This window comes from Christensenella minuta, from assembly GCF_003628755.1.
In the GTDB taxonomy this organism is placed as follows: domain Bacteria; phylum Bacillota; class Clostridia; order Christensenellales; family Christensenellaceae; genus Christensenella; species Christensenella minuta.
In genome coordinates this window covers 2241666-2256543 of record NZ_CP029256.1, presented here as the reverse complement: position 1 = coordinate 2256543, position 14878 = coordinate 2241666, and the positions used below count along the sequence as shown (strand labels likewise).

Sequence of the window (14878 nt, the reverse complement as noted above, 5' to 3'; positions counted from 1 at the left end):
GGATGATAGAAATACACGGCGGGCACGGCCTGCCATAAGTAAGAAAGTGCGATAGATTCAGGTTCGAGAGGACAAAGGAGAGAAACGATGAACGGGAACTGGCAATCGAAGAAGGAAGAATACATCCAGGAAAGCAAGAAGGTCTCCACAAAAAAACGGGTGCGGAATCTGATCCTGCTGATCCTGGCGGTTATCATTGCGGCCAGCAGCGTGATTACGGTGTTTGCACAGACGGACACCGGCCCTATCCCTACGCCCGTGGCGGAGGAAAGCGCGAACGAGGCTTCCGCGCAGGACGGCGGAGAGGCCGAGCAGGTGCCTGACGCAGAGGAAGAGCCAGCCGCGGAGGAACCGCAGTCTTCCGCGCAGGCAGACGCCGAAGCGTCCGGGGAAACGGACGGGACGGAGCCTGCTGTGGGCAGCCTGTGGATTTACAATACCATCACAGGCGAAACCGTTCCCGAAGGAGAGACGGCGGAGTATACGCTCAAGGTAAGCGGCGAAGCGTACGCAGGCCGGCAATACCGCCTGTTTGACGTGACGAAGGACCCGGCCGAGGAGCTGGAAGGGGAATATTATACCAGCCCGGAAGGAAAGCTCGTCATGGAGACGGGCCGCGCGGCGCTGTTTGAAAACATTGCCGACGGAACCGGATACGTCCTTGAAGGAAGCGCGAAAGAGGGCTTCTCCTTTGTCGTCCCGGAAAATAACGGAACGCTGGAGAATACGGCGGTTCTGGCGCTGAATACGGAGGGCGGCGTTTCCGCAACGGGTACCGTGACGCAGGAGGGCGGGACGGCGCAGCTTGAGCTGCGGCAGAACACGGCGGAGCCGGAAACGGAAGCTCAGCAGGAAAAATCCCCTGCGGCGGAAGCGCCGGAAATGAATGAGCTTGCGGAAGCGCCGGAGGAGGAACCTGCCGAAGGCGGAGAAACGGAAAATTATAAATTTGAACTTAAGTGGATCGCGTACGACAGCCTGCCGGGTACCAAGTCGGATAACGATCTTTCGCTTGAAGGCTGGAATAATACGACGAAAAAGACGATCAAGGCACAGGTGACGTTTTCCAATAATACGGATTACGCCGTCGGCGAGGTTGTGATCCGCATCCCGCAGACCCTGCTTACTTACCGCGCGGGCACGCCGATGAACGGCGCGAACTGCAACTTTACGGATATCGGCGTGCCGCTGGCGCCAGGCATGATCGCCGCGTCGGATTTCAACTATACGGTCGACCCGGAGACGGGCGACGTGCTCCTCACCAACTGCAAGGCGATCAAGGCGGGAGGCAACAACCTGATCCAGATCGCGTGGTCGGTGGATGCGATGGGCGTTGTGGACGAGACGGACTTCGGCTTTGCGGCAAAGCTTACGACCAAGGGCGAAGAGCGGCCGGACAGCAATGCCATCACGGGCAGCATCGATACGTCAGCGGAGGTAACGTCCGCCGCCAAGGTAGTCGCAAACGGCGGCAAGGTCGCGAACTGGAGCACGGTGCAGAGCTATGCGCCGAACCTCACGGGGCAGGATAAGCCGGACGATTTCGACGATTATTGGTATGTGGTATACCAGATGCGCTATAACGTCAACTTCACGCAGCCCTATAACGTTAAGCTGACGGAGCTCCCGGGTACGGGCGGCGAGCTGGTAGGCGGCTATACGGGAAGGCTGGGCTCGGGGACTTCGGCAAGCGCCCAAGCGGGCTGGTGGGACCTGACCGATGATACATTAACATTTGATTACAACCGCCTGCTGAGCACATATAGCTCAAGCTATCGCGATTACCTCACGAATTCGGCTTACAGCACCGCGTATTTCTATGCCGTCGTCCGCTTTCCCAAGGACCAATACCAGACGGGTTCGAGCGTGGAAAACAACTTTAAGGTGGAGCTGACCGGCGTGGACGACGGAATCACCAGTACGCAGGAAAAATCCGTGACGGTGCCGATCGTGGAATGGACGCCGCCGCGGCCTACGGGCAGCCTGTATTACACGTATAAAAGCACCAACGGCAACAACGATATCGTCCCGGTGCTGAAAACGTCTATGGACAACGGCCAGGACTTTGACATGTCGTACAGCAACGTTTCGACGGTCAACAACGGATACAGCAAAACAAATTTTTATACGTACGCGTACGGACGGAAATATTTAAATGAAAACAGCATCCCCACCCCGGAAAACAGCAAGATGAACGTTGTGGCCGAGGACGGGAGGATGTTTGCCAACAATGTGGCCCTCGGGCCTGAGGATTACTATATTTCCAGTTGGGCGGTCAGTATAGCAGATCTCCTTTGGATTATCGATGAAAGCCAGGAGATGTCGGATTACTCCAACTTCTATTCCCCGACGGGAAACCCGGTCAAGCTTTACGTGCAGACGGGGGCGGCTCCGGGCACATGGCAGGAGGCGGGGGAAATTCCCTATGAAAATTTCGTGCAAAAAGCCGCGGACCTGAACGGGCATGAACGGTATACCTCAAAGGGTACGATCGACGCGATGGCCTATGTGCCGGATTCCCTCAAAGCGGAAGGTATCTACAAGGTAAAAGCGGAGCACGCGTCGGATTCCTCCCACGGGTGGTCGTCGCAGGTGTATATGTATATCCATACGACGATCAGGAGCGATTCGCCCGTCTTCCAGTCGCTGGTGGAGGATTCCGTCGCGACGGGCAACCGTATCACCTTCCAGAACTATTCCGATAACTATATCGAGCTGAACGGTTCGCAGGTATATTCGCGTGAATACAACGCGAATAAATACTTTGTGCCGATGTATACGGTGAACGGGCACACCAAGTCGGTGAGCCTGACGAATGATAAAACAAACAGCCAGGTCAAGGCGAACATCACGCTGACCGGGTCGCAGACGATGCGGTATAACTATTACGCAAACTCGTCTTCGTATTACAACACGGTGACCTTTCAGCAGCTGAAGGACGCGGGCGGCGCAACCTTGGAACAGCTTGGCTGGACGCAGAAGGACTGGGTGTTTTACGACCTGCTGCCGGAGGGGTATGTGTTCGACCCGAACGTGGCCATTACGGCGACGAGCGGCTACAACAACACCAGCACCCGGACCTATTTCCTCTCGAACGACGACGTGACCGTCACGTCGTACGATGTAATCGAGGACTACAAGGGCACCGGGCGCACAATGGTCAAAGTGTATGTGCATACGGAATTCAACCCGAACCCGACCTATAATGGCGAGGCTTATTACAACGACGGCCTGTTCTTCAATCTTTCCGTAAAGCTGGGGGCTTATTACCGCTACACGGATTACAAGACGGCGAACGGCAAGGAAAACGATTCGGCGTGGCAGCCGCAGGAGGGCGCCTTCCTTGGCGTAGGCAATCAATACAGCAGCAGCGAATATGTACGGCCGGACAGCGGCGCGAACGCTCCCTCCGGCGTGGGCAAGGACGACAGCGGAACTTCGTATTTTGCCGATTTGAATGAAAACGGCGATACGGAGGAAATGAATACCCAGTACGCGTACGCCAGCTCGACGATCGACATCACGGTGGCGACGGCGACGGGCATTACCAAAACGGTGAAAGAGGCCGCGGACAAGTTCGCGGTGTATGATGAAAGCGCGCGCGTGGCGACGGGTGAAGCGTATACCTACCGCCTGCAGGTACAGAATACAGACGGAGGCACGATGAAAAGCGTTGTGATCTTTGACCGCCTGGAGCGCGCGGCGCTCGACCGCGCAGGCGTGGACGACATCGTGTTCGACGGCACCTACTGGCAGGGCACGCTGGATTCTGTAGATACCACCATGCCGAGGCGCAAGGGGATCGACCCGGTGGTCTATTATTCCACCAAGGCGGACGCGGCGTACGACCTTTCCGACGCTGCCTCCGGATGGACGACGGCAAAACCCGATGATATGAGCGCGGTAAAGGCGGTGGCCGTAGACCTTTCCAAGAAGGTGGACGGCTCAGAATATGTATTCGCGCCTCTTGAAGGCACGTATATCGCGCTCAATATGAAGGCGCCGGATACGCTTACGGAACCGACCATCCACGCATACAACAACCCGGCGTGGATCAACGAATTCACCGCGTCGACGGGGGAAACCAAAACAGAGACTACGCTCGGCAACGCCGTGACCGTGGAGCTGTTCGAGGCGGCGGAGCTGCGTGTTTCCAAGCAGGCGAAGGGCCTTGATCTTGACGGCGTGAATTTTACTTTCACGCTGCTGCAGAACGGCGCGCCATATGGCCCCGTGGAATATACGCTGTATGATATCAGCGATCCGGCAAGCCCCACGGCGGTCTCAGGCACATGGGCAACGGATTCGGACGGCATCTTTACGCTCAAACATAACCAGATGGCCGTATTCAGCCGCATGGACAACAAGGCGGCATACAGCGTGACGGAAGCAACGATGACGGGCAATACCATCGTTTCGCCGGAGGGCGGCGCCGCGGCGGGAACGCTCGACAAGGATAATCCGCAGAACGCGGAATTTGTCAACGACTATATCGGGAACCTTGCCAAGCTGCGGCTCACCAAGAACGTGACCAAGCTTTCGGGCGGGGCGGACGCACCCACGGACGACACGTTTGAATTTACCGTTAAGCTGGGCAAAACGGCGAATACGATGGCTCCGTACGCAAACCAGGAATACAGGCTGTACCGGTCAAACGGAACAGAGATCACGGAGGGCGGCCCGTTTGCGACGGACGAAAACGGAAAGCTTACCCTGAAAGCGGCCCAGTATGCGGAATTCCCGCAGGTGGTGAAGGGCTGGCGGTACGAGATCACGGAAACGCCCAAGGCGGATTATACGATCACAAGCCCAAGCTCGGGCACGTACAGCGGCACGATCACGACCAGCACGGCCCTAATGCCGACCACAAACGTTTCGTTCACCAACCGCTACGAGGCATACCGTCCGCTGAATGTGGAAAAGACGGTGACTGCCGCGCAGGGATACACCGCGCCGGAAGACGATGAATTTACGTTCACGGTGAAGGTGAGGAACGCTTTGTATACGAATCAGGTATACAAGCTTTACGATATTACCGACCCGGAAAACCCGGCCGAGCAGATCGGCGTATACCAGACGGACGCAAACGGGCGGCTGAAGCTGAAGGCGGGCCAGCGCGCGGTATTTTCGGGCATCCTTGCGGGGTATGCATATGAAGTGACGGAAGAAGCGAAGGCGGATTACGTGACTTCGGGCGCGGCCGCAAAAGGAACGGTCCCGACGGATGAAAACGGCGCGACAGCTGCGTTTTTAAACCATTATGAGCCGCGCAATACGCTGACCGTGGAAAAGAAGGTGGAATCGGTCTTTGGCCTTACGGCCCCGGACGATACGTTTGAATTTGCAGTCACGCAGAACGGGCAGCCGCTTGCGAACACTGCATACACCCTTTACGGTGCGGACGGGAACGCGGTCAGCGGAAGCTATCAGACGGACGCGGAGGGCAAGCTGACCCTCAAGGCGGGCCAGAAAGCGGTGCTGATGGCGCTGCGCGGAGCTTCCTATGAGATCGCAGAGACGCCCAAGGCGGACTATACCACTACGCAGACAGGCGGGAAGGGCACGGTCGCAAGCGACGACAGCTCGAAGGGCACGTTTACGAATAAATACGACCCGAAGCGGGATATCAGCCTTACTAAGCTGGTGGGCTCGGCGGGCAGCCTGACCGCGCCGGTGGACGACGAATTTACGTTCACTGTCAAGGTGGACGGAAAGACGTATCTCTATAAGACCTACAAGCTGTATTATGCGGAAAATGCGGAGCTTGGGGACGCGACCGACTGGATCGAGGTCCCGGGTACCTATACGACGAACGAACGCGGCGAGCTGAAGCTGAAGGCAAACCAGAAGGCCGTGTTTGCGGACCTTCCGGTGAACACCACTTATGAATTCGTGGAGAGCGCAAAGGACGGCTATACGTCCCAGTACCTGCCCTCCGGCGATTCCGCCGCCGGGACCGTGGGCATGGACGACGTAAGCATCTATGCCGACAACACCTATGCGCCCAAACAGGGCCTCACGGTCAAAAAGGTCGTTACGGGCACAGGCGCTCCGGCGGAAGACGCGTTCACCTTTACGGTCAAGGTGGACGGCGCCCCATATGCGGGCAAGGAATACAAGCTGTACAACGCGGATGGCACGGAGATGACGGACGGCGCACCGTTTATGACGGACGGTGCAGGCAAGCTGAGCCTTAAGGGCGGCCAGTATGCGGTATTCGGCGGCATCCTCTTAAATTCGGCCTATGAAGTAACCGAGGACGCAAAAGAGGACTATGTGCAGGACCAGACAAGCGCGGGCGGGAACATTTCCTCCGCGGGCAGCGTGGCGCAGTTCGCGAACAATTACGAACCGCTGCGCAGCCTTACGGTGCAAAAGACGGTAACGGCGGAAGAAGGCCTTACAGCCCCGGACGATGCGTTTGAGTTCACGCTTAAGGTTTCGGAAGAAGCCTGCGCGAACAAGGCATACAAGCTGTACGGCGCGGACGGAAACGAAATTTCCGGCGCCTACCAGACGTCCGCGGACGGCAAATTCACGCTCAAGGCGGGGCAGAAGGCGGTCTTTGAGGGCATTGTCGCGGGACTTAAATATGAGGTGACGGAAGCCGCGGCTGCGGATTACCAGACGTCCGCGGCAGACGTCTCGGGACGCATCGCTGCGGACAACAGTTCCGCGGCGGTATTCACGAACCATTATGCGCCGAGGCGCAGCCTCGAGGTCGGCAAGAGCGTAACGGCAAGTACGGGCTTTACGGCTCCGTCCGGCGACAAGTTCACCTTCACCGTGAAGGTGGACGGAGCGGTATACAAATATAAAGAATACAGGCTGTACGACGTGAGCGACCCGGCAAGCCCGGTCCTCATCCCGGGCAGCTATATGACGGACAAGGGCGGCCAGCTTCAGCTTGAAGCGGACCAGAAAGCAGTCTTTGACGGCATTGCCGTAAGCAGCACGTATGAAGTGACGGAGGATGCGAAGGACAATTATACGTCGGAACAGACTACCGTAGACGGAGATATCTCCGAAAACGGCGGCCAGGCTTCGTTTGTCAATAACTACGAACCGAAGCAGGGGCTTACCGTCAAGAAGACGGTGACGGGCAGCGGCGCGCCGGAAGGCGATGCGTTCGAGTTCACCGTCAAGGTGGGCGGCAGCGCCTATGCAAACAAGGCATACAAGCTGTATGAAGGCGGCATAGAGCAGATCGGCGTATACCAGACGGACGGCGAAGGAAAGCTTGCGCTTAAAGCAAACCAGGAAGCGGTGTTTACCGGCATCACGGTGGGCACGCCTTACGAAGTGACGGAAACGCCCAAGGCGGACTACGCGCAGACGAATCCGGAGGGCGGCGCAGCCGCATCGGGCAATATATCGGCGAGCGGCTCTACGGCTTCGTTTACCAACAGTTACGGGCCCAAGCGCAGCCTGACGGTGAAAAAGGTCGTGACGGGCGAAAATGCCCCGGCGGACGCGGCGTTCGAGTTCACGGTCACTGTAGGCGGCAGCGCGTACGCGAATAAGGAATACAAGCTCTATGGCGCGGACGGCGTTGAGGTCGCGGGTTCCTACGCGACGGACGGCGAAGGCAGGCTCCGGCTTACGGCGGGGCAGTACGCGGTCTTTGAAGGGATCGCCGCGGGGACGCCTTACGAAGTGGAAGAGACGCCGAACGGCGATTATACAGCGACGCAGACAGGCGGCAGGGGCACCGTCGCCGCGGACAACAGCTCGGCGGCGGTATTTACAAACCACTATGCACCGTCAAGGGAGATCGTGGTTTCAAAGACGGTGACGGGCAACGGAGCACCGTCGGGCGATGAATTCACCTTCACAGTGAAGGTGAACGGAGCAGAGTATGCCAACAAGGAATACAAGCTCTATAACCTTACGACAGGCGTGCAGATACCGGGAACGTACGCAACGGACGACGGCGGACAGATGAAGCTTACGGGCAACCGGAAGGCTGTATTCAGCAACATCCCGGTGGGCAGTACGTATGAAATCATGGAAGCATCCGCGGAGGATTATGTGACGACGCCGTCAGCTGGCTATGACGGCACGGTGACGGAGGGCGGCGCGTTGGCGGCGTTCACCAACAGCTACGAGCCGAAGCGCAGCCTCGAAATCGATAAGACGGTGACGGGCGAAGGCGCGCCGGAAGGCGATACGTTCGAGTTTACCGTCAAGGTGGGCGGCACGGCGTACGCAAACCAGGCCTACAGGCTGTACGACAAGCAGGCCGGCACGGAGATCACGGCGGGCGGACCCTTTGCGACGGACAGTGAAGGCAAGCTTACCCTCGCCGGCGGCCAAAAGGCCGTATTCGGGAACATTGCGCTTGGCAGCACGTTTGAAGTGACGGAAAGCGCAAAAACAAACTATGCACAGGAAAGCCCAGCGGGCGGGACGGTTTCCGGCAGTATCGGCACGGACGGCGCAAACGCATCGTTTGTGAACGGTTACCTTAAGGCAAACATCGAAGCCTATAAAACGAGCGATAAGATGTTCGACGAGACGGACCGCAGCGAGGTGCTGGGCAAATACGTACAACCCGGCGACGAGATTACGTATACGGTCCACGTATCGAACACGGGCGCAGCGGACGCGCAGAACGTGACGGTACGCGACTATATCCCGGACGGGACGACGTACAGGGACGGCAGCGCTTCTAACGGCGGTGAGCTGAAAGCGGGCGCGTCCGGCAAGGAGTATGTGAATTGGAACATTCCGGCCATCGCGGTCGGAGAAACGGTGGAGGTGACGTTCACGGTCACTGTGGACGAGATCCCGGAAGGCGGCACGCCCGTCACGGTTCGGAACGCGGCACTGCACGATAACGGAAACCGCGAGCCGAAGGACCCTGAGGACCCCGACCCCGGCACTCCCACCAATGAGGTAAAGAACCCGGTGATGGTGATGGTGAAGGAAGTAAGCCCCGCAGGCGATGTCCGCGAAGGCGATATCCTCACCTACACGATCCGCCTTTACGCTTCCGAAAGCGTCAAGGGGGTTGAAATATCGGATGAGCTTCCGGACGGCCTCAGCCTCGTGAAGAACAGCATCCGCTACACGCTCGCAGGCGGACGGCCCGTATCGACAGGTTGCGAATACCTCGACGGCGTGGTTTACTGGCCGACGGTAGACGTTCCGGCAGGAGAATCGACCTTTGTCTTCCGGGCAATGGCCGATAAACTCGCGGAAGGAACGGACAGCCTCGAGATTAAAAACACGGCGGTCGTTAGTACGCCGGGTACGGAGCCAAGGCAGACGACGGAAACCTCGAGCATGGTGAATACGCGCCGTGCGGAGCTTCATAAGACGGCGGCGCTGATCGAGGACGGAAGCGCGCTTGCGGAAAACAACGGTACGCAAACCGCACCGGTGGAAACGAAGCTTTTGCAGGTGGTGGAATACCGCCTCAGCGTGACCAATACCGGGTCAAAAGCGCTTCAAAGCGGCGATATCGTGGTGACGGACAACTTCCCGGCAGGCACGGCATATGTTGACGGCTCGCAGGCGGACGCTGTATTCAGCGGCGCCAGCGGGACCAGTACGGCAACCTCCGTGAAGGAAGTGACGGGGACAGGCGTGAAATGGACGCTTTCCGGCATGTCGGCAGGCGAGACCGCAACGCTCGTGTTCCGTGTGACCGCGCCGGAAACGACGGACGATCCGGCTACGCAAGCATATGAGCTATCCCGCGTGTTCGATAATATCGCGCACATGACGGATAAGGCGATGAGCGAAAAGACCTATACCGAAACCGTGACCATAGTGGATGAGAACGGCAATGAAACGCGCCGCACCACGGCGGACAAGGTATATGAAGAAAAAGAATACGAGAAATCTTCGGAAAAAACATGGCATGAGGTGAAAGAGCCGCTGGTGACGGCTGTGAAGAGCAGCATCGTGGCAAGCCCCGCGCCGGGAGAACTGATCCCGGTGGTCAAAGCGGGCGATACGATCGAATATCAGATCACGCTTGGGAACAGCGGACTCGCGGCCGCAAAGAACGTGCAGGTGCGCGACTACGTACCGGCGGGCACGACGCTTGTGGATGGAAGCATCACGGCGGGCGGCACGGCGGATGCGGGCAAAACGCAGATCGACTGGGTGATTCCGGAGATCGCCGTGGACGGCGAAGCCACAGTATCGTTCAAGGTGACGGTCGGAGGCCTTGCAGAAAGCGAGACCTCGGGCATCGTGACAAACGGCGCACTCTTCCGCGTGCCGGGGCCAGGTGAAGAAAATCCCGAAGACCCGGATCGGCCGGACGAATCGTATGATAAGACCAACGAGGTAAACCACCAGCTCACGTCGCTGGTGAAGGTATCCGACCCGATGGGCGGGAACGATGCGTCGAGCGCCGCAGAGGTAAAGCAGGGGCAGCTCGTGAAATACACGGTGCAGTTCAATGCGGAGCAGCCGGTAACGGAACTTGAAGTAACGGATCCCGTGCCCGAGGGCATGATTCTTGTGCCGGGCAGCATCTATTACGTAACGCCGGACGGCACTAAGGTGCCGGTTCCGGACAGCGCCTATAATGCGGATACCCGCGTAATCACATGGCCAAAAACAGATGTTCCGGCAGGACAGACGGCGTTCGTGTTCAGCGCGGCGGCAGATAAGCTCCTTCCGGGGAAAAGCTACATGCTGTATGAAAATACGGCGCATGCCTCGATGAATGACGGCAACGGCAACCGCATCGACGAAGACACCAACACGATTACGCACGAGGTGCTGAAAGGCAATGCGGATATCACCAAGACGGCGGCGCTTATTGTCAGCGGTACGGCAGGCGCCGAAGAACGCGGCACCGCCGAGGCTCCGGTAGACACCAAGCTTTCGCAGGCCGTGGAATACCACCTGCGCGTGAGCTATACGGGCGCAAAGGGCGCTAAGAGCGGGCCCCTCATCGTGACAGACCCGATTCCGGACGGCACAGCCTATGTGGACGGCAGCGCGACAGGCGCTCTTACAACGGCGGCGGCAGACTCCACGGCGACCGTGGGCGCGGGTACGCTGACGGCGGACGGCATGCAGTGGATCATAAACGGCATGTCCCCCGGTGAGGAAGTATTGCTTACCTTCCGTGTAACGGCGCCTACTACGGCAGGTGAAAGAGGCGTATATATCTTTGAAAACACAGCGAACCTGGTGGACGAAGATAAAAAAGACGCCGTGAATGAAGACGGCAGCGCGGTATACGGCAAGGACGAATACGATAAGGATTCGGAAACAACCTATCATAAAGTGACGGAGCCGAAGATCGTCGTCACGAAGACCAGCGACAAGATGGTCGGCGGCGACCCGGACGTTCAGGGAAGGCTGGTGGCGCCGGGCGAAGAGATTACCTATACGCTCAGGGCAGTGAATTCGGGCACAGCTGACGCGCAGAACGTGACGCTGAGGGATTATATCCCCGAAGGTACGACGTACAAGGACGGCAGCGCGAGCCACAGCGGTTCCCTCAAAACGGTGAACGGCAAACAGTGCTTGAACTGGAACCTCGAAGAGGTGCTGATGGGTGAAGAAAACGCGGTCTCTGTTACCTTTACGGTAACGGTAGACGAGTTCAGTCCGGAGGACGTCCCGGCCAGAATTGTGAACGCGGCGCTGCATGACAACGGCAACGAAACCCCGAAAGACCCGGGCGACCCGGAAGATCCGGATAAGCCGACCAACGAGGTTAACAACCCGACGGCGTACTACGAAAAGACGAGTACCCCTGCGGGCGGCACGGTGGATGAAAACGGCAGCCTCGTAAACCCGGGGCAGGTTTCAGAAGGCGATATCATCACGTACAACATTACGGCGACGGCGCCTGCGGGCGGCGTGAAAAACGCAGTCATCACAGACACTCTGCCGGACGGCGTGAGCCTGGTCGCCGGATCGGTCAGCTACCAGCTGGCGGGTGCGGAACGGGTGACTGTGGACGAGGATACCGCTTATGCGGGCGGCGTCGTTACCTGGCCGCAGGTTGACCTCCCTTGGGGAACGTCAAACTTCCAGGTGCAGGTGAAGGTAGACCGCCTCGCCGAAGGCGAAACAAAGAAGGAACTGAAAAACCATGCGGTCATGAAGCAGGACAACCCGGGCGAAGAGGAAGACGTGGAGTATCCTCCGACGAAGGAGGTAACGCACGAGGTGCGCAGCCGCTGGGCGGAAATCACCAAAACGGCGGCAGTTATCGAATCTGAATCCGGTACTGCAAAGGATGAAGACCGCGGCACGCAGGCCGCTCCGGTCTATACGGAGCGGCGGCAGACGGTGGAATACCGCCTGACGGTGACAAATACCGGCGCGGATGGAATGAAGAGCGGGGACATCGTGGTTATAGACCCGGTCCCGAAGGATTGCTCGCTCGTAGAAGGCTCTATCACCGGCGAGATCAAGAACGCAGCCAGCGGATCGACGGCGGCGGTGAAGTCGGCGGAGATGACGGCAGGCGGCGTACGGTGGATATTAAACGGCCTTTCGGACGGCGAACAGGCTTACCTCACATTCCGTGTGAACGCACCTGAAACGAGCGACGACCCGGCAACGGAAGAGTACGAACTGCAAAAGACGTATACGAACCAGGCGGCCATGACCGACCAGGCAATGAAGGAAACGACGCATACGGAAACGGTAACGGTTGTCGATAAGGATGGCAACAGGACGCAGTATACGGCAGGAGACAACGTCTTTGCGGCAGAAGAGTACGAAGTACCCACGGAGATCACCTATCATGAGGTAAAAGAACCGAAGGTGACGATGACCAAGTCCTCCGATCCGGCAAGCCCGGCAGCAAACGGGTTGATCCCGGTGGTGAGGGAAGGCGGCGAAATCACCTACAGGCTGACGCTTGTAAACACAGGCCAGGCAGCCGCAACAGACGTGCGCGTCGCAGATTTTATTCCGGAAGGAACGACGTATGTGGCAGGCTCCGCGGAAGCGACGGGCGGCACGTACACGGCCGGCGAGAACCGGATCGACTGGAAGATCGCCGAGATACTGGCAGGCAGCGAGAACACGATCGAACTGAGCTTCAAGGTCACGGTAAATGAAGTGAAGGACAGCGATCCGGGCGTAATCACGAACGTTGGCTACTCCTATGTGCCCGATCCAACCGATCCGAACCCGCCGGTAGACCCGGCTGAAGAGACGCCGCCGGTAGACGCGTACGACCCGTCGAACGAGGTGCAGCACCAGACGCATACGTTCGTAAAAACTTCGGACCCGATGGGCGGAAGCGGAGAGTCTTATGCGGCGGAGGTAAGGCAGGGACAGGCGATCACCTACACGATGCAGATGAGCGCGGCGGATAAGGTAAATGACGTGACGGTGAAGGATACCGTACCGCAGGGCCTTGCCTTCGTACCGGGCAGCATTCAGATCATCAGCCCGGATGGAACGGTCACGGCGGTTGCGGACAGCGCTTATAACAGCACGACGCGTGAAATCACGTGGACGGCGCAAAGCGTACCGCAGGGCGTTACGGGCTTCCGGTTTAGGGCAGTCGTCGAAAAGCTCGCGGACGGCGAGACGGCGAAGCTGTTCTTAAATCAGGCGGCCGTCACATACGACCCGGGCACCGGGACACCGGTAACGGAAGAATCGAATGTGGTAACGCATAAGACCGGGACAGGCGCTTCCGCCATCACCAAGACGGCGGCGGTAATCGAATCGGGCACCGCGCAGGCTGAAGACCGCGGCACGCAAAACGCGCCGGTAAAAACGGAGCGCGGGCAGACCATAGAATACCGCCTGCGGGTGACGCGCATAGGCGCGGCGAGCGGAGACCTCGCCGTTACAGACGCGATCCCGGAGGGCACGGCCTTTGTGGAAGGTTCGGCAGCGGGCAGCATCCAAAACGCAGTCACGGGCTCGAAGGCCAAAGTGACCTCTATGGCTGTAAAACAGGTGGCTACGCCTGAGGGCCAGTTGAGAAACGGGGTCGAATGGATTGTAAGCGGGCTTTCCGAAGGAGAAACGGCGTACCTCACGTTCCGTGTGACGGCGCCTAAAACGACGGACGACCCGGCCACCTCGGTATACGAGCTTTCCAAGGTGTTTGAAAATACCGGTATGCTCGAAGACAAGAATAACGCGGGCCTCTTCTACGAGGAAGATACGGACGGCCATAAGAAGGGAGATCCGGTCTACGCAGGCGAAGAGACCACGAAGGTAACGGAGACCACGTACCATGTGGTCAAAGAACCGGTGCTTGAAGCAGTGAAGTCGTCCGACCCGGAAAGCGGAACGGAAGTGAAGGCCGGAGATACGATCACCTATAAGGTGAGCGTATCGAACAAGGGCGAAGGCGCGGCAAAGAACGTAGTCATCCGCGACGCGGTACCGGACGGCACGGCGCTTGCAGCAGGCTCTGCTCAGTGCAGCGTTTCCGGTATAACAGCCGCAAGCACGCAGGTAGGCGGCAAGGACGGACTTCTGTGGGTGATCCCCGAGATCGGTCCGGGACAAACCGTAACCGTAAGCTTTGGGGTCACGGTAAACGAACTGAAGCAGGCCGGAACCGTCAGCATCGACAACGTTGCGCAGGTGAAGGAACCCACACCGGGCGAAGACCCAAATAGTCCGACGGACGATGGGTTCAAGGATACCAACAAGGTAACGCACAGCCAGTCGCAGACCTATGCGGGAGCATTCCCGAAAACGGGCGACGAAGGCGGCCTGCCGGTGGGTATGATGACGCTGTTCATCGTGGCGGGCGCGGTACTTGCGGCGCTCATCGCAATCGTGGTGATCCGCAGACGCAGGCAGCAGGCGGTCAGGGCCTATGAGGCCTACCGGGAAATGCGCAGGCGTTAGCCTAAAAAGAGAGGCGCGGGAAGGGATGTACGCATCCCTTCCCGGAAGCCTTATAATCAAA

At 58.5% G+C, this 14878-nt stretch carries 1 protein-coding gene; it reads left to right on the top strand.

Annotated elements, in window-relative coordinates:
* The first annotated feature begins 87 nt into the window (after positions 1–87).
* Complete coding sequence (locus B1H56_RS10765) at positions 88–14817, top strand: DUF7601 domain-containing protein (RefSeq protein WP_066519590.1); 14730 nt, start codon at positions 88–90, stop codon at positions 14815–14817.
* Positions 14818–14878: the final 61 nt, after the last annotated feature.